Source organism: Erwinia sp. E_sp_B01_1, from assembly GCF_036865545.1.
GTDB lineage: Bacteria > Pseudomonadota > Gammaproteobacteria > Enterobacterales > Enterobacteriaceae > Erwinia.
This window is the reverse complement of record NZ_CP142208.1, coordinates 467,511-486,339: the sequence shown is the minus strand read 5'-3', so window position 1 is coordinate 486,339 and position 18,829 is coordinate 467,511. Positions and strand designations below refer to the sequence as shown.

The 18,829-nt window shown below is 52.5% G+C and carries 16 protein-coding genes and 3 pseudogenes; 13 read left to right on the top strand and 6 right to left on the bottom strand.

Features of this window, described 5'->3' with window-relative positions; genetic code table 11:
- Position 1 precedes the first annotated feature (1 nt).
- The 6 genes and pseudogenes from rng to csrD all read right to left on the bottom strand — a co-directional run bounded on the left by rng (position 2) and on the right by csrD (position 6,961).
- Positions 2 to 1,471, bottom strand: a complete 1,470-nt coding sequence (rng, locus tag VRC33_RS02280) for a ribonuclease G (RefSeq protein WP_338560444.1) — start codon at positions 1,469 to 1,471, stop codon at positions 2 to 4.
- Positions 1,461 to 2,054, bottom strand: coding sequence for a Maf family protein (locus tag VRC33_RS02275; RefSeq protein ID WP_338560441.1), 594 nt, complete (start codon positions 2,052 to 2,054; stop codon positions 1,461 to 1,463). Before VRC33_RS02275 ends, rng begins: the two co-directional genes overlap by 11 nt.
- 8 nt (positions 2,055 to 2,062) lie before the next feature.
- Positions 2,063 to 2,551, bottom strand: coding sequence for a rod shape-determining protein MreD (mreD, locus tag VRC33_RS02270; RefSeq protein ID WP_338560438.1), 489 nt, complete (start codon positions 2,549 to 2,551; stop codon positions 2,063 to 2,065).
- Positions 2,544 to 3,587 (bottom strand): rod shape-determining protein MreC, encoded by a 1,044-nt coding sequence (gene mreC, locus VRC33_RS02265; protein WP_338560435.1) that lies wholly within the window; start codon positions 3,585 to 3,587, stop codon positions 2,544 to 2,546. Before mreC ends, mreD begins: the two co-directional genes overlap by 8 nt.
- A gap of 70 nt (positions 3,588 to 3,657) precedes the next feature.
- Entirely contained in the window at positions 3,658 to 4,701 is a 1,044-nt protein-coding gene (gene mreB, locus VRC33_RS02260; RefSeq protein WP_003855260.1) for a rod shape-determining protein MreB, read from the bottom strand.
- A gap of 311 nt (positions 4,702 to 5,012) precedes the next feature.
- Positions 5,013 to 6,961, bottom strand: a pseudogene (csrD, locus tag VRC33_RS02255) (RNase E specificity factor CsrD).
- A gap of 226 nt (positions 6,962 to 7,187) precedes the next feature.
- On the opposite strand from csrD, the gene VRC33_RS02250 reads away from it, so the two are divergent.
- From VRC33_RS02250 to lpxP, 13 genes and pseudogenes are all read left to right on the top strand, one after another.
- Positions 7,188 to 8,165 (top strand): MDR family oxidoreductase, encoded by a 978-nt coding sequence (locus VRC33_RS02250; RefSeq protein WP_338560431.1) that lies wholly within the window; start codon positions 7,188 to 7,190, stop codon positions 8,163 to 8,165.
- A gap of 134 nt (positions 8,166 to 8,299) precedes the next feature.
- Complete coding sequence (gene msrP / locus VRC33_RS02245; protein ID WP_338560428.1) at positions 8,300 to 9,304, top strand: protein-methionine-sulfoxide reductase catalytic subunit MsrP; 1,005 nt, start codon at positions 8,300 to 8,302, stop codon at positions 9,302 to 9,304.
- The gene (msrQ, locus tag VRC33_RS02240) at positions 9,304 to 9,906 is read left to right on the top strand and encodes a protein-methionine-sulfoxide reductase heme-binding subunit MsrQ (RefSeq protein ID WP_338560425.1); all 603 of its coding nucleotides are present in this window, start codon (positions 9,304 to 9,306) and stop codon (positions 9,904 to 9,906) included. Before msrP ends, msrQ begins: the two co-directional genes overlap by 1 nt.
- 228 nt (positions 9,907 to 10,134) lie before the next feature.
- Positions 10,135 to 10,587, top strand: coding sequence for a type II 3-dehydroquinate dehydratase (gene aroQ, locus VRC33_RS02235; RefSeq protein ID WP_338560422.1), 453 nt, complete (start codon positions 10,135 to 10,137; stop codon positions 10,585 to 10,587).
- 21 nt (positions 10,588 to 10,608) lie between these two features.
- Entirely contained in the window at positions 10,609 to 11,076 is a 468-nt protein-coding gene (accB, locus tag VRC33_RS02230) for an acetyl-CoA carboxylase biotin carboxyl carrier protein (protein WP_338560419.1), read from the top strand.
- Positions 11,077 to 11,087: 11 nt separating this feature from the next.
- A complete protein-coding gene (gene accC / locus VRC33_RS02225; protein ID WP_338560417.1) occupies positions 11,088 to 12,437 on the top strand; it encodes an acetyl-CoA carboxylase biotin carboxylase subunit in 1,350 nt (449 codons plus the stop codon).
- A 69-nt stretch (positions 12,438 to 12,506) separates the two neighbouring features.
- Positions 12,507 to 12,740, top strand: coding sequence for a YhdT family protein (locus tag VRC33_RS02220; protein ID WP_338560414.1), 234 nt, complete (start codon positions 12,507 to 12,509; stop codon positions 12,738 to 12,740).
- Positions 12,740 to 14,190, top strand: a pseudogene (gene panF, locus VRC33_RS02215) (sodium/pantothenate symporter). The gene VRC33_RS02220 and the pseudogene panF overlap by 1 nt, the downstream one beginning before the upstream one ends.
- A 15-nt stretch (positions 14,191 to 14,205) precedes the next feature.
- Positions 14,206 to 15,087, top strand: coding sequence for a 50S ribosomal protein L11 methyltransferase (gene prmA, locus VRC33_RS02210; protein WP_338560412.1), 882 nt, complete (start codon positions 14,206 to 14,208; stop codon positions 15,085 to 15,087).
- A 149-nt stretch (positions 15,088 to 15,236) separates the two neighbouring features.
- Positions 15,237 to 15,980, top strand: a complete 744-nt coding sequence (locus tag VRC33_RS02205; protein ID WP_338560410.1) for a carbonic anhydrase family protein — start codon at positions 15,237 to 15,239, stop codon at positions 15,978 to 15,980.
- Between the two features lie 337 nt (positions 15,981 to 16,317).
- Positions 16,318 to 17,326: pseudogene (gene dusB / locus VRC33_RS02200) on the top strand (tRNA dihydrouridine synthase DusB).
- Positions 17,308 to 17,604, top strand: a complete 297-nt coding sequence (gene fis / locus VRC33_RS02195; protein WP_000462905.1) for a DNA-binding transcriptional regulator Fis — start codon at positions 17,308 to 17,310, stop codon at positions 17,602 to 17,604. The pseudogene dusB and the gene fis overlap by 19 nt, the downstream one beginning before the upstream one ends.
- A gap of 203 nt (positions 17,605 to 17,807) precedes the next feature.
- Positions 17,808 to 18,728, top strand: a complete 921-nt coding sequence (gene lpxP, locus VRC33_RS02190; RefSeq protein WP_338560407.1) for a kdo(2)-lipid IV(A) palmitoleoyltransferase — start codon at positions 17,808 to 17,810, stop codon at positions 18,726 to 18,728.
- Positions 18,729 to 18,829 lie beyond the last annotated feature (101 nt).

Sequence of the window (18,829 nt, the reverse complement as noted above, 5' to 3'; positions counted from 1 at the left end):
GTCACATCATGACCACATCAAACTGCTCCTGAGTATAGAGCGGTTCAACCTGAACTTTGACCTGTTTACCCACAAAAATTTCGACTTCCGCCAGCGCGTGGGACTCATCGGTTTTCAGCGCTTCACCCACTGCCGGAGAGACGTAAACCAGGAAGCGATCCGAATCATAAGCGTGATGCACGCGTACAATCTCACGCATGATTTCATAACACACTGTTTCTACCGTCTTCAGCGTACCGCGGCCTTTACACACCGGACAATCCTGGCAGAGCACATGCTCAATACTTTCACGCGTTCGTTTGCGGGTCATCTCCACCAGCCCGAGCTGCGAGAAACCGTGAATGCCAGTTTTAACCCGATCTTTACTTAATCCCTGCTCCAGCGAATGAAGCACTCTCCGGCGATGGTCTTCGTTGGTCATGTCGATAAAATCGATGATGATAATGCCGCCGAGGTTACGCAAACGCAGCTGACGGGCGATAGCCTGAGTCGCTTCAATATTGGTGTTGAAAATGGTCTCGTCGAGATTGCGGTGGCCAACAAAAGCGCCGGTATTGATGTCGATGGTGGTCATGGCTTCGGTTTGATCGATGATCAGATATCCCCCGGACTTCAGCTCGACCTTACGATCCAGTGAGCGCTGGATTTCATTTTCCACATCAAACAGATCGAAAATTGGCTGCTTACCGGTATACAGCTCAAGCTTGTCTGTCATCTCCGGAATATATTCGCTGGTGAACTCCACCAGATGCTCATAAGTCAGGCGGGAATCTATCCGGATACGATCCAGAGCGGCACCGGCAAAATCACGCAGGATACGCTGAGACAACGCCACTTCACCGTAAAGGCGGCAGCGGGTTTGATTGCGTTTACGGCGTTCAATGACCTTCGTCCACAATCTTTTCAGGAAGGCGGCATCGGAAGCCAGCTCCACTTCGCCCACCCCTTCTGCGGCGGTACGAATAATGTAGCCGCCCAGCTCATCGCAGTAAGAAGAAACCACTTTTTTAAGACGATCGCGCTCGGCTTCACTTTCAATACGCTGGGAAACCCCTACGTGTGAAGCGCCCGGCATAAATACCAGATAACGGGATGGCAACGTGATATCTGTTGTTAAACGTGCGCCTTTGGTGCCCAGCGGATCTTTGACCACCTGAACCACCAGGTCCTGCCCCTGACGGACCAGCTCCGAAATATCGCGCACCGAGAAATTTTTCTGCTCATCTCCCGCCACGCACTCGGTATGAGGCATGATATCGGAAGCATGGAGGAAGGCGGCTTTCTCCAGGCCAATATCGACAAACGCCGCCTGCATACCGGGAAGAACACGACTGACGCGGCCTTTATAGATATTGCCCACGATGCCACGACGCGCTTCGCGCTCAATATGAATTTCCTGCAGGATGCCGCCATCAATATAGGCAACGCGGGTCTCTGAAGGGGTGATATTTACCAGCAGTTCAGCGGTCATGTTGTTCCCTTACCTCACGCAGTGACTGAAACTGGCTGAACAACTCAGCCGTTTCAACCAGCGGCAGCCCCACTACAGCGTGATAGCTTCCATTAATTTTGCGGACAAAGTTGCCACCCAGTCCCTGAATCCCATAAGCCCCGGCTTTATCCATCGGCTCACCACTGGCGATATACGCCGAGATGTCGTCAGCAGATAAGGTACGGAAGGTGACTTCAGTCACCACCAGACAATCCAGGAGTTGCTTCGCATCGGCCAGCGCCACGGCAGTCATCACCCGATGCGTCTGCCCCGAGAGTTTAGCCAGCATTTCTGCGGCTGCTGCTTCATCGGCAGGTTTTTCCAGCACGGCATCATTCAGCACCACAATGGTATCCGCGCCCAGTACAGGCAGATCCTGTTCTGCAACCGCTACACCAGCCCGGGCTTTTTCACAGGCGAGGCGGCGAACGTAGGCTTCTGCCTGCTCGTCCGGGCGTTTTTGTTCTTCAACTTGAGTGGAGAGACGTTCAAAGCGCAGGCCAAGCTGCTCAAGCAACTCACGACGACGGGGAGAACCAGAGGCCAGATAAAGGGATACCATATTCTTCCTTATTGTACGGCAAACTGGCGGCGTATTTTTCTCATCAGCAAGAACAGCCAGGGCCAGAGGATACCGTCCACCACGCTACTCCAGAAAATTTCCGGACGGAACGAGACGTTTATCACTAAAAATTCAGCCCAGAATACAATGACATCCATAGCCAGGGAGAGCACCATGACCATCAGCGCCTGCTGCCAGAGTGCGAGGTTACGGAACAGCTGGAATTTGAACGCGACCAGATAAGCCACGATGCTGAATGCCAGAGCACGTACGCCCAGCGTCGAGCCAGAGACAAGATCCATTATAGATCCCATCACAAAGCCCGTACCGACATTCGCGCGATGAGGCAGAGCCAGCACCCAGTAGATCAGAATCAGAAGCAGCCACGAGGGCCTGAACATATAAAGTTGTTCAGGCCAGGGCATAATTTGCAGAACCAGTGCGACCAGAAACGAGAGCCAGATAACCCAGCGTCCGTGGCTGCGATAGCTACTCAAGGCTGGCCTCCGCGGGGGCGGGTACACTGGATGGAGAGGCCGTTGCGGCGGGTGCCGTCTGGCCAGACGAGGAGGGAACGGAGCCAGCAGGCTGGCCCGGCGCCGGCGGTCCCATCATATCGCCTGTCGCAGGCAGAACCTGCGGCATCATCTGCATCAATCGTTCATTAGCAACCCGGTGAACTTCATTGGGTGCCATTGGCATGGTGCCGTTGCGATCGGCGCCCCAGAGTAAAAGCAGGTAGCGCAGACGCTGAAGCCCGGCGGTGGGACGTGCCTGAATCACGGTGTAAGCACGCTGCGTATCCAGTTTGACGGAAGAGACCACGCCAACAGGATAACCTTCAGGGAAACGTCCCCCCAGTCCGGAGGTCACCAGAACATCCCCAACACGGATATCGGTATTACCTGGCAGGTGTTCCAGCTGCAAATCTTCTGTACAGCCGTTACCGGCAGCAATAACGCGGATGTCATTGCGCAGTACCTGAATCGGCAGCGCATGGGAAGAGTCACAAATCAGCATCACGCGGCTGGTGATTTTACCCACGGCAACCACTTGCCCCACGACACCTTTATCGCTGATGACCGGCTGGCCTTCATACACGCCGTTCATACTGCCTTTATCAATGACGACCTGATCGGTGTAAGGATCTGTCCCTGTAGAAATGACCTGGGTGACCATCTTATGCTCATCCTGACGCAGGGGTGAACCCAGCAGTTCGCGAAGACGGGCATTTTCCTGCCTGAACTGACCCAGCATAAGCAGCTCGCTGTTTTTCAGCATCAGCTCGCGCTGTAATCCTTTATTTTCCAGTTCAAGCTGCTGGCGGGAGGCCAGTGTTTCAGAAACACTGTCCAGAATTTGACGTGGCCCGTTGGCCAGAAAATAGAATGGGCTGACCGCCGTATCCATATAGGTGCGTATCTGGCTAAAAGCGCCCATACGACTGTCGGCGATAATCACGCCCAGAGCCACAATAACCGCTAAAAACAAGCGTAGCTGCAGGGAAGGCCCCCTGCTGAAGATTGGCTTCATAAACTCGGCGTATTCCTCGACATCTTGAAAAAGGAGTGCCGGGCAAAATGCCCACACTCCTTAAAGCAAATTATTCTTCGCTGAACAAATCGCCGCCGTGCATGTCGATCATTTCCAACGCTTTACCGCCACCGCGAGCAACGCAGGTCAGCGGGTCTTCTGCGACGACAACCGGGATACCGGTTTCTTCCATCAGCAGACGATCCAGGTTACGCAGCAGAGCGCCACCGCCGGTCAGAACCATACCGCGTTCAGAGATGTCGGATGCCAGTTCTGGCGGACACTGTTCCAGAGCAACCATCACCGCGCTGACAATACCGGTCAACGGCTCCTGAAGGGCTTCCAGAATTTCGTTGGAGTTCAGCGTAAAGCCACGCGGTACCCCTTCAGCCAGGTTACGGCCACGAACTTCAATTTCACGCACTTCATCGCCCGGATAAGCAGAGCCGATTTCATGCTTGATGCGTTCAGCGGTGGCTTCACCAATCAGTGAGCCATAGTTACGACGCACATAATTAATAATAGCTTCATCAAAGCGATCGCCACCGATACGGACGGAAGAAGAGTAAACAACACCGTTCAGTGAGATAACAGCCACTTCAGTGGTACCGCCACCAATATCCACCACCATAGAACCGGTAGCTTCTGATACCGGCAGGCCGGCACCGATAGCAGCAGCCATCGGCTCTTCAATCAGGAACACTTCACGTGCACCAGCACCCTGGGCAGATTCACGGATAGCGCGACGCTCAACCTGAGTGGCACCCACTGGTACGCAGACCAGCACGCGAGGGCTTGGGCGCATAAAGCTGTTGCTGTGAACCTGCTTGATGAAGTGCTGCAGCATTTTCTCGGTCACGAAGAAGTCGGCGATAACACCGTCTTTCATCGGCCGGATAGCCGCGATGTTGCCGGGCGTACGCCCCAGCATCTGTTTTGCATCATGACCGACAGCCGCAACGCTCTTAGGGGAACCGGCACGATCCTGACGGATCGCGACTACTGAGGGCTCGTTCAACACGATGCCCTGCCCTTTTACGTAAATCAGGGTATTGGCTGTACCCAGGTCGATGGACAAGTCGTTGGAAAACATGCCACGGAATTTTTTAAACATACTGAAGGATAATCCTGCAAGCTGGGGGCGGAAAATAAAATCCGCTTACTTTACCAACCACACGAAGCAGCGACAAGGCGCAAAAATGGTCTACTTCGGTGAAAAATCACGCTATCTCGCATCTTCAGCACACCGCTAAACGGGCGGCGAACAGCCAGCCAGTCTTCAGGCTACGCCCCCATTTCCAGGGCGTTCAGATGGACATAACGTACATAAAATTTAACATTTCTCAGGTCACTGGCTAACCAGGCTACCCGTGCCGGCACCACAGCCGCGCGGGTATTCTACGTGAATTCCAGCACAACGGCAGATTAAACTTGATATCTTTGCAAATATTTTTTCACGCTGCTATTAAGCGGTTGTGAGGGCGCAATAAATTCGCCCTGACCACCCGCCACGCCCAGTTCCATAAGGATTTGCCACTCGGCACGGGTCCGCACGCCGGCCGCAAAAACCCGCGTGGAAGTATTCGTGCAGCTCTCCAGTAAACTTCTTACAAAGAGCTGATTTTCAGTACGACGTTCAATATTTCTGACCAGCGCCGGATGAAGCTTGATCAGCTCCACCTCAAACTGCCGGATATAGGCCGTACTGACCATCGTCAACCCCGCCTGATTAATGGCGATTCGACAGCCAAAACCTTTCAGCAAATGGAAAGCGGAACCTAAACGGCTGATGTGTTGACACACATCTGCTTCCGCAAGTTCAAATAAAATGTGATTTCTTTGTAATTTAGTGGATTGCAGCAACATATCGCGCAGCCAGATCTGAAAGGGACGCTGGAGCAAAGCGTCGACTGTCAGCGGGATTGCCAGCGTCTCTTCCGGCCAGACTGGCAGCAGAGCCAGCATCCGCGTGACCAGTTGCCGGTCATACCCTTCGGCCATGCCCAGCTGCTGAATAAACGGCAAATACTCTGCTGAAAGAAGCTCTTTTTCACCGTCAAAGATGCGCGGCATCATCTCGCGATGATGAACCTTGCCATCATGGGTTACGGCAGGTTTTTGATACAGCCTGGGTCCGCCACGATGCAGCGTATTTTCCAGTAAAGTGCGCCATTTTACGCTGCCACGGGCAAACTCAGGCTGCGGTGTTTCGCCCACTGACCAGTTATTGCCGCCCTGGAGTGCCGCATGCCGGGTCGCTGATTCCACATTTTCCATCACCTGTTGTGTCGCCTGGCCACTTCGCCAGGCGCTGATACCGATATGGATCATATCCTCCCGATCCAGCATTCTTGTAGGAGGCAGGGCATCTACGGCTTTAATCAGCTGCGAAGCAATACTGTCCGCATCTTTCAGACTTCGGTGCGGAAGAAGCACAGCAAAATCACTGCGGAAATAGCGCGCCAGTAAGGCTCCGGGATAACGCATCACAAAGGTCGACAGCAAATTCACCAGCGCAAAAATATAGTCATTGGTTTGGCTATGGCCCCAGTTATCGCGCAACGTATCAAAGTCTGGCAGGCGTATCATCATGACCATTCCGTGTGCGCCGCCCGTCTCATTATCTTCCAGCATGGTCGCCAGCTGACTGTCAAAAAAAAGCCGGTTGTTGAGGCCGGTTTTAGCATCCTGCGCAGCAAAAGCGCGGATCAGCGTATCCACGCGTGTACGCTGCTCCCCCGCTTCATGCAGATCGGCCAGCAGGATGTCCAGGGCACTACTGGCCTTTGGCGGCCACTCATGCACCGTGCCGGGTTTAACCGTACTCCTCTCCCCTTTAATGACCTTCCCAGCTCTGATTTCCAGCCGCTCCATCCCCTTGAGCTGGCGATAGAGCCAACGGTGAGTCAGCACCAGAATGACGATCATTACCGCAACCGCTGCACCGATAACGCCGATCACCGAAGCGCCAATAAAAGATTTTAACCAGGTTCTGGTGGAGTCCACCCACTGGACGCGGAGGGCATAATCGGGATGATTTGGCAGGGCGAGCAGAGATTCACGGTACTGATTGGGCTCATCTTCCACCACCGGATCCTGATAGCGATGAACGGTAAGACGGCTCTGGTTATCCTTGATGAAATCCACACGAACAATTTGCAGCGGCCCCATGATCTTTTGTAACCATTGCGAAATTTGTTCTGGCGATTGTGATACCAGAGCCGTATCAACATCTTCAGCCATCAGCCCTATACGGTGCTCTGCCCGCAGTGCACTGAGGTAGAAAAACTTATTACGCATCCCACCAGCATCAGTGACATTGCCAGCGTGCTTAAAAGCGTAATCATCGCCGAAAGTTTAGTGGTTAATCGCATCCCTGTGCCTGTTAACTGCGGTTAAGGTGCGGTCTGAATACTGACGTCCCGCACCTGCCGGATTGAAATTCGTAGTCCCTCAGACTTCCCGCCTGCGGCACGCCGCTGAAACTATCACATCCGCTCCGCCGGTTATTTGCCGGATATCAGATTAGTGACCATTATCGGGAGTATAGTGATGTAAGACTTCAATTCTGCAACGTGGTTTCATTTTCAGGAGATTCTCATGCAAGCGCTGGTTCTTGAACAATCCGATGGCAGGACTCTTGCGGCCATCAAACATCTCACGTCAGATGACCTCCCTGCAGGCGATGTTACCGTAGACATCGACTGGTCAAGCCTGAACTATAAAGATGCTTTAGCCATTACCGGCAAAGGAAAAATCATCCGCCAGTTCCCGATGGTGCCCGGTATCGACTTCGCCGGAAAGGTTCATCACAGTGAGGACCCTCGTTTTCACATCGGACAGTCAGTGCTCCTGACCGGATGGGGCGTGGGAGAAAATCACTGGGGGGGACTGGCGGAGCAGGCACGGGTGAAAGGTGACTGGCTGGTGCCGCTGCCACAGGGCCTTGATGCGCGCAGAGCGATGATTATCGGCACTGCGGGTTTTACCGCCATGCTCTGCGTGATGGCTCTTGAAGAGGGAGGCGTAAGCCCGGAAAGTGGCGAGGTTCTGGTGACGGGAGCGAGTGGAGGGGTCGGCAGCACCGCTGTTGCCTTGCTCAGCGCGCTGGGCTATCAGGTCGTTGCGGTCAGCGGACGCGAATCTACTCACGAGTATCTTCATCAGTTGGGTGCTAAAGCGATCCTACCGCGTAGCGAGTTTAGTGGTGAAAGTCGCCCCCTGGACAGACAAAAGTGGGCTGGTGCAGTGGATACAGCAGGTGGCAACGTGCTGGCCAGCGTACTGGCACAGATGAATTATTCAGGCGTGGTAGCCGCTTGCGGGCTGGCTGGCGGGTTTGACTTACCCGCCACGGTGATGCCTTTTATCCTGCGCAATGTCCGTCTTCAGGGCGTCGATTCCGTAAACACGCCTGCCGCACGTCGGATTGAGGCCTGGAAAAGAGTGGTTAAAACGCTGCCCGAAACGTTTTACCAGCAGGCCACACAAGAGATTACTCTTGCTGAAGCCGCTGACAGCGCTGCCAGGTTGCTGAATAACGAATCAACTGGCCGTACGCTGGTCAGAATTCGTTAGTCCCTTCTCTCCTTCCTTTTCACTAAAGGAAGGAGTCCCCAGGAAATTTCACATTTTTCGCCCTTAATTCGCGTAAACCCTCCTCTTTAGTCATGCTTCAGATAAGAAAAGACCGAGCCTGTGGAGGCCGCCAGATGAAACCTTTTGATAAACTTACTGAAAGTGATGTCACTCCTGAAAGTATTTTTAACACCCGCCGTCGTGAGTTGCTGAAAACGCTGGGCATCAGTGCCGCCGCTTTATCGTTGCCTGTCGCCGCTCGTGCCGATGTGCTGTCGTGGTTCAAAGGAAACGACCGCCCCGCAGCTCCCGCCGGTAAGCCCCTGGACTTCACTAAACCTGCGCAGTATCAGGCTGACCTGACTTTAACGCCTGCCGACAAAGTGTCCGGCTACAACAACTTTTATGAATTCGGGCTGGATAAAGCCGATCCTGCAGCCAATGCCGGTACGCTGAAAACGGATGACTGGAAAATTGAAATTGGGGGTGAAGTTGGTAAACCGATGACGCTGTCGATGGATGATATTTTCAAACGCTTCCCGCTGGAACAGCGTATCTATCGTATGCGCTGTGTGGAAGCCTGGTCGATGGTCGTGCCCTGGGTGGGGTTTGAACTTGGCAAATTACTGAAAGCCGCAGAACCCACCAGCAAAGCTCGCTATGTCGCCTTTCAGACAATTTATGCACCCGATCAAATGCCCGGTCAGAAAGATCGTTTTATTGGCGGCGGCATCGATTATCCCTACGTTGAAGGGCTGCGCATTGATGAAGCCATGCATCCCCTGACAATGTTGACGACCGGAGTGTATGGTAAAGCGCTTCCTCCACAAAATGGCGCCCCCATCCGTCTGACCGTACCCTGGAAATACGGTTTTAAAGGGATCAAATCGATCGTCAAAATCACTCTGGTCGAGAATATGCCCCCCACCACCTGGAACCAGCTGGCTTCAAATGAATACGGATTTTATGGCAATGTGAATCCGCATGTCGATCATCCACGCTGGTCGCAGGCAACCGAGCGCTTTATCGGCTCTGGCGGCATTCTGGACGTTAAACGCCAGCCTACCCTGCTGTTCAATGGCTATGCCGATCGGGTGGCTTCTTTGTACCGGGGAATGAACTTGCGGGAGAACTTCTAGTGAGGCGTTTAACCGCCAGAGAGATCACCTGGTTAAAAGTGCTACTGCATCTTGCCGGCTTTCTGCCGTTGCTCTGGTTACTGTTGTCTGTCGATCAGGGTTGGTTCAGCGCCGATCCTGCCAAGGATATCCAGCATTTTACCGGCAGGATGGCGCTGAAATTTTTACTGGGGAGCTTGCTGATAACACCGCTGGCCCGCTACGGCAAACAACCGCTGTTAATCCGGGTTCGCCGGTTGCTGGGTTTATGGTGTTTTGCCTGGGCAACGCTGCATCTGGTCAGCTATTCCGTGCTGGAACTGGGTATCAGCAACCTTGGCCTGTTAGGTTCGGAGCTGATCTCACGCCCTTATCTGACGCTGGGCATCATCAGCTGGCTGATTTTACTTGCCCTGGCGCTTACTTCCTTCCAGAAAGCGCAACGTAAGCTGGGAAAACGCTGGCAAACGTTGCACAACGGCGTCTATCTGGTGTTGATCCTCGCGCCCATCCATTATTTGTGGTCAGTGAAAACTTACTCTCCTCAGCCGTGGATTTATGCGCTGATTGCCGCGATCCTGCTGGTGTGGCGTTATAAAAAATTCCGTCAGTGGCTGCGCTAAGAGTGTGTACTGCCCCGCATTTCCTGCATTAAACCGCCTGTCTGTTCAGCCGGGCGGTTGATAATCTTCGCTGATACGACCAGTATTTAGCTGCGAATTGCCACGAAATCGTTATAATGCCCGACTTCGAACCTGCGAGCAGGCCTATTTTCACCTGGAAAGGTGACAAATGGCTTTTCGCGTTGTATTTTGTGCGATGCCTCAATTATCGCAGGAGATAGCAGCAAGATGGCTGATAAGTTTCACATATTGCTCTTAAACGGTCCCAACCTGAACCTTCTTGGCACTCGTGAGCCAGAAAAGTACGGGAAAACGACCCTGGCTGAGATCGTCAGTGACATTACATCGCAAGCTGATGCGCTCAACGTGAAACTGAGTCATCTCCAGTCCAATGCGGAATATGCGTTAATTGACCGCATTCATGAGGCGAAAGGCAATGTCGATTATATCGTCATTAACCCGGCGGCATTCACCCATACCAGCGTAGCGCTTCGGGATGCCCTGCTGGCAGTCAGCATTCCATTCATTGAAGTTCACCTGTCGAATGTGCATGCTCGCGAGCCTTTCCGTCATCATTCATATCTTTCTGATATTGCTGCCGGTGTAATTTGTGGACTTGGTGTCGACGGTTACTCCTGGGCTTTGCAGACGGCGGTTAAACGCCTGTCACAATCTAATTAAACAGAGTACGGAACCACACTCATGGATATTCGTAAGATAAAAAAACTGATCGAACTGGTTGAAGAATCAGGCATTTCTGAACTGGAAATTTCTGAAGGTGAAGAGTCTGTTCGCATCAGTCGTTCACCGGCAAACGCTGGCTACCCAATGATGCAGCACTATGCTGCGCCAATGATGCAGCAACCTGCACTGGCTAACGCCGTTGCACCCGCTACTGCACCCGTCATGGAAGCGCCGGCTGCAGCCGAGATCAGTGGCCACATCGTACGTTCACCAATGGTGGGCACTTTCTACCGTACCCCAAGCCCGGACGCTAAAGCGTTTGTGGAAGTGGGTCAGAAAGTTAACGCTGGCGACACTCTGTGCATCGTTGAAGCGATGAAAATGATGAACCAGATCGAAGCCGATAAATCCGGCGTTGTGAAAGCGATTCTGGTCGAAAGCGGCCAACCCGTTGAATTTGACGAGCCGCTGGTAGTCATCGAATAACGAGGCGAACCATGCTGGATAAAATTGTTATAGCTAACCGTGGTGAAATTGCGCTGCGCATTCTGCGTGCCTGTAAAGAGTTGGGCATTAAGACTGTGGCCGTGCATTCAACTGCGGATCGCGATTTAAAACATGTGCTGCTGGCAGATGAGACCGTCTGTATTGGTCCTGCGCAGTCAGTGAAAAGCTATCTGAACATCCCTGCCCTGATCTCTGCTGCAGAGATCACCGGTGCCGTGGCTATCCACCCTGGCTATGGCTTCCTGTCCGAAAATGCGGATTTTGCCGAGCAGGTTGAGCGTTCAGGTTTCATTTTCATCGGCCCTAAAGCTGAAACCATTCGCCTGATGGGAGACAAAGTCTCCGCCATCAACGCGATGAAAAAAGCAGGGGTTCCCTGCGTGCCAGGCTCTGACGGCCCGCTGACTGACGACATGGATAAAAACCGTGCGTTCGGTAAGCAGATTGGCTACCCGGTAATCATCAAAGCTTCTGGCGGCGGTGGTGGCCGTGGTATGCGCGTAGTGCGCAACGAAAAAGATCTGGAACAGTCCATCAATATGACCCGTGCGGAAGCCAAAGCGGCTTTCAACAACGATATGGTCTATATGGAAAAATACCTGGAAAACCCACGCCACATTGAGATTCAGGTGCTGGCTGACGGTCAGGGCCATGCTATCTATCTGGCTGAACGTGACTGCTCCATGCAGCGCCGTCACCAGAAAGTGGTTGAGGAAGCCCCTGCACCAGGTATCACCGACGAGATGCGTCGCTTTATCGGCGATCGTTGCTCTAAAGCCTGTATCGAAATCGGTTACCGTGGCGCAGGAACCTTCGAGTTCCTGTACGAAAACGGTGAGTTCTACTTCATTGAGATGAACACCCGTATCCAGGTTGAACACCCGGTGACCGAGATGATCACTGGCGTGGATTTGATCAAAGAACAGCTGCGTATTGCTGCTGGTCAGCCTCTGTCGATCAAACAGGAAGACGTGGTCATCCGCGGCCATGCGGTGGAATGTCGTATCAACGCCGAAGATCCTAACACCTTCCTGCCAAGCCCAGGCAAGATCACCCGCTTCCATGCACCAGGTGGTTTTGGCGTTCGTTGGGAATCTCATATCTACGCCGGCTATACTGTTCCGCCGTACTATGACTCCATGATCGGCAAACTGATCACTTACGGCGAAACCCGTGAGGTTGCTATCGCCCGCATGAAGAATGCGCTGGCTGAGCTGATCATCGACGGCATCAAAGTTAACGTTGAGCTGCAGATGAAGATCATGAGTGACGAGAACTTCCAGCACGGTGGAACCAATATCCACTATCTGGAGAAAAAACTCGGCCTTCAGGAAACCTGATTAGCCTGATGTTTTAAAAAAGGCCGGTCTGACCGGCCTTTTTCTTTGCATTTTTAAGGTGAGGTATACATGGACAAGCGTTTCGTTCAGGCTCATCGCGAAGCTCGCTGGTCATTCTGGCTGGCTGTAGCCTATCTTGCCGCCTGGTCACTGATGGCCTGGTTGCCGGACGATCGGCCGGGGATTACCGGGCTGCCACACTGGTTTGAAATGGCCTGCCTGCTTGTTCCCGCGCTCTTTATTCTGCTCTGCTGGCTGATGGTCAGGCTGGTATTCCGTGACATTCCTCTGGAAGATGAATAGTGAAACTTGAAATCATCCTGCCCCTGATTGCCTATCTTTTGCTGGTTGCGGGTCTCTCTGTTTACGCCATGCGTAAACGCCGCGAGGGCAACTTCCTGACAGAATATTTTCTGGGTAGCCGGTCAATGGGCGGTTTTGTACTGGCGATGACGCTGACCACCACCTATATCAGCGCCAGCTCATTTATAGGCGGCCCAGGGGCTGCTTATAAATATGGCCTTGGCTGGGTATTGCTCTCTATGGTGCAGGTGCCAGCCGTCTGGTTATCCCTGGGTATCCTGGGAAAAAATTCGCTATCCTGGCCAGGCGTTATAACGCGGTTACGCTTAATGACATGCTCTACGCCCGTTATCGTAGTCCCCTGCTGGTGTGGTTTGCCAGCCTCAGCCTGCTGATTGCGTTTATTGGTGCTATGACCGTGCAGTTTATCGGTGGCGCGCGCCTGCTTGAGACAGCGGCGGGTATTCCCTACGACACGGGATTACTGATCTTCGGGGGCACAATTGCGCTCTATACGGCGTTTGGAGGCTTTCGGGCCAGCGTGCTGAACGATGCCATGCAGGGTCTGGTAATGCTGGCAGGCACTTTCCTGCTGCTGTTTGCGGTCATTCATGCCGCTGGTGGCGTGCACAGCGCCGTGGAGAAGCTGCAGCAAATCGATCCTCAACTGGTCTCTGCCAGCGGAGTCGATAACATCCTCAGCCCAACTTTCCTGGCCTCCTTCTCGGTGCTGGTCTGTTTTGGGGTGATTGGCCTGCCGCATACCGCAGTTCGCTGCATCTCCTATAAAGACAGCAAAGCCGTTCATCGCGGGATTATTCTTGGCACGGTAGTGGTCGCTATCCTGATGTTTGGCATGCACCTTGCCGGCGCGCTTGGACGGGCAGTGATGCCCGATCTGGCGATCCCCGATCAGGTCATCCCTACCCTGATGATCCATGTATTGCCGCCTGTGGCTGCCGGGATTTTTCTTGCTGCTCCGATGGCTGCCATTATGTCGACCATTAATGCCCAGCTTCTGCAGGCTTCCGCTACCATCGTAAAAGATCTCTTTTTACGGTTGCGGCCGCAGCATATGGACAACGAGCCCTTGCTCAAGCGGATGTCTGGTCTTATCACGCTGATAATGGGTCTGTTACTGCTGGTGGCGGCATGGAATCCGCCTGAAATGATCATCTGGTTAAATCTGCTGGCCTTTGGCGGACTGGAAGCCGTGTTCCTCTGGCCGCTGGTGCTGGGGTTATACTGGGAAAAAGCCAATGCGGCGGGTGCGCTAAGCAGCATGATCGCTGGTGCCGGATGCTATACGCTGCTGGCCAGCCTTTCGCTGCAATTATGGGGATTCCATCCTATTGTGCCCTCTCTGGCGATCAGTTTGATTGCCTTCGTGATGGGTAACCGTTTTGGCCATACCGCTGCCGTGTCAGCGCCGGCTTCCACCCCTGTTTGAATAAAGAGAATTGCCATGCCCTGGATACAAATGAAAATTAACACCACTGGCGCTCAGGCTGAAGAGCTGGGCGATGCGCTGATCGAGAACGGGGCTGTCTCGGTCACGTTTCAGGACACGCATGACAACCCGGTTTTTGAACCCCTCCCCGGCGAAACGCTGTTATGGGGCGATACCGATGCCATCGGCCTGTTTGATGCGGAAACCGATATGGATCTGGTTATCCTCGGTTTAGAAGCTTGCCCTTTGCTGGGCTCGGGTTTCGCACATAAAATCGAACAGATTGAAGACAAGGACTGGGAACGTGAGTGGATGGATAACTTTCATCCGATGCGTTTTGGGCAGCGTTTATGGATCTGTCCTAGCTGGCGTGACGTTCCGGATCCTGATGCGGTGAACGTGATGCTGGATCCTGGCCTGGCTTTTGGCACCGGCACACACCCGACCACCTCACTTTGCCTCACCTGGCTGGATGGCCTGGATCTGGAAGGGAAAACAGTGATCGATTTTGGCTGTGGTTCCGGAATTTTAGCTATCGCTGCGCTGAAGTTGGGTGCAGCTAAAGCGATAGGTATTGATATTGATCCCCAGGCAATTCAGGCAAGCCGTGACAACGCCCAGCGTAATGGCGTGTCAGAACGTCTCTCTTTGTACCTGCCCCACGAACAGCCCGATAACCTGAGTGCAGACGTGGTGGTCGCCAATATTCTTGCCGGCCCTCTGCGTGAGCTTGCGCCGCTGATTAGCGTACTGCCCGTCACAGGCGGTAATCTGGGCCTCTCTGGCGTGCTGGCAAGTCAGGCAGAAAGCGTCTGCGAAGCTTATGCAGAGTTATTTACGCTGGATGCAGTGGCAGAGAAAGAAGAGTGGTGCCGGATCACCGGCGTAAAAAATTGATCGAGGGCAGGGGAAAGTCAGGTTTCCTGCACCTTAAGACTTAATTAAACCTTCATTTAATTTAGTGCCGTTACTATCTGCTTTCTTGCTGTGGGCATCCTTCGCCCACAGCATTTTGCAGAAACTGTTAACCAGGATAGTAACTCATCATGAACGTAAAAATTTCTTCTCTTGCCCTTGTTGTCTCTCTCCTCACCGCGCCTTTAGCCCATGCCCACTCAATGCCACACTGGTCTTATTCTGGTGACGGTGCCCCGGAAAAATGGGGGAAATTAAGTGAGGATTTTGGTGCCTGCGAGAAAGGCTATAATCAGTCCCCTGTTGATATTCAGCAGGTTGTTAAGAGTGAACTTCCGCCACTGAGCCTGACTTACCAGGCAAAAGACAAGAGCATTATCAATAATGGTCACACACTGCAGTTAAATGTCCATGATGGCGATAAGCTGCTGGTGGACGACACAGAATTTACCCTGCTTCAGTTCCACTTCCATACCCCTTCTGAGAACCAGATAAATGGCAGGGCTTATCCTCTGGAACTGCATTTTGTCCATAGCGATGACAAAGGCAATCTGGCCGTGGTTGGCGTGATGTTTGAAAAGGGGAAAGCGAACCCGGCCATTGCAGATATTCTCAATATGGTGCCCGCTACAATTAATGTTGCCGAAGCAGTGGCTAAGCCTGTTTCATTGGCCGAATTAATGCCTGGTGATAAACATTACTTCCGCTTCAGTGGATCGCTTACCACCCCTCCCTGCACTGAAGGTGTTCGCTGGCTGGTGATGAAGCAACCGGTCACTTTGTCTGCCGGACAAATTGACGCGTTTAAGAAAGTCTTAGGTGATAATAACAGTCGCCCTGTCCAGCCTTTGAATGGCCGGGTTATCGTTGACTGAGTAGCCAGAGCACAGCAATTTTTGCGGACTGACTCTTCACATGTCTCGGATAAGAGACATGTGTTATCCCGTAATGACAGAGTACTTGTAGCGTTTTTGTCCTGAAGTAACGTTATTTATATTGTTAAGTGGGTCACATAAAAAGAAAAATATTTGTATACAAATCCAGCAAAGTTATATAAACGGATGATAAATAAGACTATTTCATGTTTAAACGGTTTATGTAGTTCTCTGTAGTCTGGTTTCAGTCTGAATTGTTCAAAGTTTGGCCTTTCATCTTCTATGAAAAATGCGTAATATACGCCGCCTTGCGGACACACTATGGTCACTTTTTTTCATGCGCATTGGAAACCACCAGCTTCGTAATCAACTGATTGCAGCACCAATGGCCGGAATCACCGACAGGCCTTTCCGGACGCTTTGTTATGCAATGGGCGCTGGTATGACTGTCTCTGAGATGATGTCGTCTAACCCTGAAGTTTGGGCTACCGATAAATCCCGGTTGCGTATGGTACACAGTGATGAGCCCGGTATTCGTACCGTGCAAATTGCCGGATGTGACCCTCATGAGATGGCGGAAGCCGCGCGTATCAATGCTGCATCTGGCGCGCAGGTGATTGACATCAATATGGGATGCCCGGCTAAAAAAGTGAATCGCAAGCTGGCGGGTTCGGCCCTGCTGCAACATCCGGAGTTGGTGAAGTCTATCCTCTCTGCGGTGGTCAATGCAGTAGACGTGCCCGTAACGCTGAAGATTCGCACCGGCTGGGATCCAGACAACCGTAATTGTGTTGAGATTGCCCAATTGGCTGAACGCTGCGGTATTCAGGCCCTGACCATCCACGGACGCACTCGCGCGTGTTTGTTCAACGGTGAAGCTGAATATGACAGCATTCGGACAGTTAAGCAGAATGTCACCATTCCCGTTATCGCGAATGGTGACATCACTGACCCGCATAAAGCCAGAGCTGTACTCGACTATACGGGGGCTGATGCCCTGATGATAGGACGGGCGGCTCAGGGAAGACCGTGGATCTTCCGGGAAATCCAGTATTATCTGGACACTGGGGAGTTGCTGGCACCGATGCCACTGGCTGAAGTCAAGCGCTTGCTCATCGGGCACCTACGGGAACTGCACGACTTTTATGGTCATCGCAAGGGATACCGTATTGCCCGGAAGCACGTCTCCTGGTATCTCCAGGAGCATGCCCCAAACGACCAGTTTCGGCGCACATTCAACGCCATAGAGGATGCCAGCGAACAGCTGGAGGCGTTGGAAGCATACTTCGAAAAACTTGCCTAATAGAAATAAAGAGCTGACAGAACTATGTTCGAACAACGCGTAAATTCTGACGTACTGACCGTATCTACCGTAAACTCACAGGATCAGGTGACTCAAAAGCCACTGCGTGATTCGGTCAAACAGGCACTGAAGAACTATTTTGCTCAATTGAATGGTCAGGATGTTAATGACCTGTATGAGCTGGTTTTGGCTGAAGTAGAACAGCCATTGTTGGACATGGTGATGCAATACACCCGTGGCAACCAGACCCGTGCCGCCCTGATGATGGGCATCAACCGTGGTACGCTGCGTAAGAAACTGAAAAAATACGGCATGAACTAAGTTTCGGTTCATTGTTATGAAGGCGCTAACTTATTGATAGCGCCTTTTTTAATGTCTGAAACAAGGACCTGAAGTGTCCTGATCGTGTAAAGTACGACTATCCGGCCTAACATAACGTGTTTACTGCTGTCAGATTCAACGTACCGCTGTTGATGCCCGACCTCTATGCGTTAAATACCTCATGCACGCCAGAAGAGAGAATTATGAAGTCTTCCCCTCGTTTCACCCGTCGCCTGTTGCACCCACGTTACTGGATAACCTGGGCCGGGCTGGGATTTCTTTTTTTACTGGTTCAACTCCCCTTCCCGCTGCTGCAGAAGCTGGGAACCTGGATGGGCCGGACCTCAATGCGGTTCCTTAAACGCCGTATTCGTATCACCCGTCGTAACCTTGAACTTTGCTTTCCTGATATGCCTGCCGATCAGCTTGAAGCACGTATCGTTAAGAATTTTGAATCTCTGGGCATGGGATTGCTGGAAACGGGCATGGCCTGGTTCTGGTCCGATCGCCGGGTGAAACGCTGGTTTACTGTAGATGGCCTGCAAAATCTTAAAGCGGCTCAAAAGGGTGGACGAGGTGCCCTGATCATAGGTGTCCACTTTATGTCTCTGGAGTTAGGTGGCCGGGCGATGGGTTTGTGCCAGCCAATGATGGCCATGTATCGTCCGCACAACAATAAGCTGATGGAGTGGGTGCAGACCAAAGGGCGCATGCGCTCTAACAAAGCAATGATCAACCGTCGCGATCTGCGTGGCATGGTGCAGGCTCTGAAACAAGGTGAAGCCGTATGGTTTGCACCGGATCAGGATTACGGCCCTAAAGGCAGCGTCTTTGCTCCTCTGTTTGCCGTTCCTCAGGCTGCCACCACCAGTGGAACCTGGACAATTGCTCGCCTGGCTAATCCCGCTCTGATAACCGTGGTACTGATTCGTAAAGAAAAAGGTTACGGCTATGAGCTGGTGATCCAACCTGAGCTTGAAAATTACCCTCTGGAAGATGAGCAGCAGGCCGCTGTCTATATGAACAAGGTCATCGAGCGTGAAATTATGCGTGCGCCAAATCAGTACCTGTGGCTGCACCGTCGTTTCAAAACCCGGCCAGAAGGTGCTACCTCGTTGTATTGATATCATTACCAGCCTGGGTGCCAGCTCAACATATTGGGCTGGCATTTTTTATTACCTGATTTTACCAGCCCCTCGCTCCTTCCCACCGCCGTTTTAAACCT

Coding starts and splice junctions, on each gene's coding strand:
- VRC33_RS02205 (WP_338560410.1), top strand. CDS start 15,237: ATGAACGTAAAAATTTCTTCTCTTGCCCTTGTTGTCTCTCTCCTCACC.
- lpxP (WP_338560407.1), top strand. CDS start 17,808: ATGAAGTCTTCCCCTCGTTTCACCCGTCGCCTGTTGCACCCACGTTAC.
- rng (WP_338560444.1), bottom strand. CDS start 1,471: ATGACCGCTGAACTGCTGGTAAATATCACCCCTTCAGAGACCCGCGTT.
- mreC (WP_338560435.1), bottom strand. CDS start 3,587: ATGAAGCCAATCTTCAGCAGGGGGCCTTCCCTGCAGCTACGCTTGTTT.
- VRC33_RS02275 (WP_338560441.1), bottom strand. CDS start 2,054: ATGGTATCCCTTTATCTGGCCTCTGGTTCTCCCCGTCGTCGTGAGTTG.
- accB (WP_338560419.1), top strand. CDS start 10,609: ATGGATATTCGTAAGATAAAAAAACTGATCGAACTGGTTGAAGAATCA.
- fis (WP_000462905.1), top strand. CDS start 17,308: ATGTTCGAACAACGCGTAAATTCTGACGTACTGACCGTATCTACCGTA.
- aroQ (WP_338560422.1), top strand. CDS start 10,135: ATGGCTGATAAGTTTCACATATTGCTCTTAAACGGTCCCAACCTGAAC.
- VRC33_RS02250 (WP_338560431.1), top strand. CDS start 7,188: ATGCAAGCGCTGGTTCTTGAACAATCCGATGGCAGGACTCTTGCGGCC.
- prmA (WP_338560412.1), top strand. CDS start 14,206: ATGCCCTGGATACAAATGAAAATTAACACCACTGGCGCTCAGGCTGAA.
- accC (WP_338560417.1), top strand. CDS start 11,088: ATGCTGGATAAAATTGTTATAGCTAACCGTGGTGAAATTGCGCTGCGC.
- mreB (WP_003855260.1), bottom strand. CDS start 4,701: ATGTTTAAAAAATTCCGTGGCATGTTTTCCAACGACTTGTCCATCGAC.
- VRC33_RS02220 (WP_338560414.1), top strand. CDS start 12,507: ATGGACAAGCGTTTCGTTCAGGCTCATCGCGAAGCTCGCTGGTCATTC.
- msrP (WP_338560428.1), top strand. CDS start 8,300: ATGAAACCTTTTGATAAACTTACTGAAAGTGATGTCACTCCTGAAAGT.